This window comes from Simplicispira lacusdiani (assembly GCF_003604195.1).
Taxonomy (GTDB): domain Bacteria; phylum Pseudomonadota; class Gammaproteobacteria; order Burkholderiales; family Burkholderiaceae_C; genus Simplicispira; species Simplicispira lacusdiani.
On the sequence record NZ_QXGR01000043.1, the window covers coordinates 1 to 773 of the forward strand.

Annotated in this window: 1 protein-coding gene; it reads right to left on the reverse strand. The window is 70.1% G+C overall.

Annotated elements, in window-relative coordinates; genetic code table 11:
* Positions 1–2: 2 nt before the first annotated feature.
* Positions 3–773, reverse strand: a 771-nt coding sequence (locus D8S75_RS17300; RefSeq protein ID WP_119967592.1) for an acetyl-CoA C-acyltransferase, incomplete at its 5' end; no start/stop codon positions are given.

Genomic DNA, 773 nt, shown 5'->3' on the forward strand with positions numbered 1-773 from the left:
GCTCACACGCGCTCCAGGATGACGGCGATGCCCTGCCCCACGCCAATGCACATCGTGCACAGCGCGTAGCGCCCGCCCGTGGCATGCAGGCGGTTGACCGCCGTGGTCGCCAGGCGCGCCCCACTGGCCCCCAGCGGGTGGCCCAGCGCGATGGCGCCGCCCCAGGCGTTGACGCGTTCGTCGTCGTCCTTCAGGCCCAAGAGGCGCAGCACCGCCAGGCCCTGCGCGGCGAAGGCTTCGTTGAGTTCAATGACGTCGATCTGCTCCAGGCCCAGGCCGGTGAGCGCCAGCACTTTCTGCGTGGCCGGCGCCGGGCCGATGCCCATGATGCGCGGGGCCACGCCGGCCGTGGCCATGCCGACGATGCGGGCCTTGGGGGTGAGGCCGTTCTTGGCGGCGCTGGCCTCGCTCGCCAGCAGCAGGGCGCAGGCGCCGTCGTTCACGCCCGAGGCGTTGCCGGCGGTGACGCTGCCGTCCGGGCGCACGACGCCCTTGAGCTTGGCCAGGGCTTCGAGGCTGGTCTCGCGCGGGTGTTCGTCCTGGCTGACGACGATGGCGTCACCCTTCTTCTGGGGGATGGTGACGGGGGTGATTTCACGGGCCAGGTGGCCGGCCTTCTGGGCGGCGACGGCCTTGAGCTGGCTGGACAGGGCCATGCGGTCCTGGGCTTCGCGTTCGATCTTGTATTCGACGGCGACGTTCTCGGCGGTCTCGGGCATGGAGTCCACGCCGTACTTTTCCTTCATCAGCTTGTTGATGAAGCGCCAGCCGAT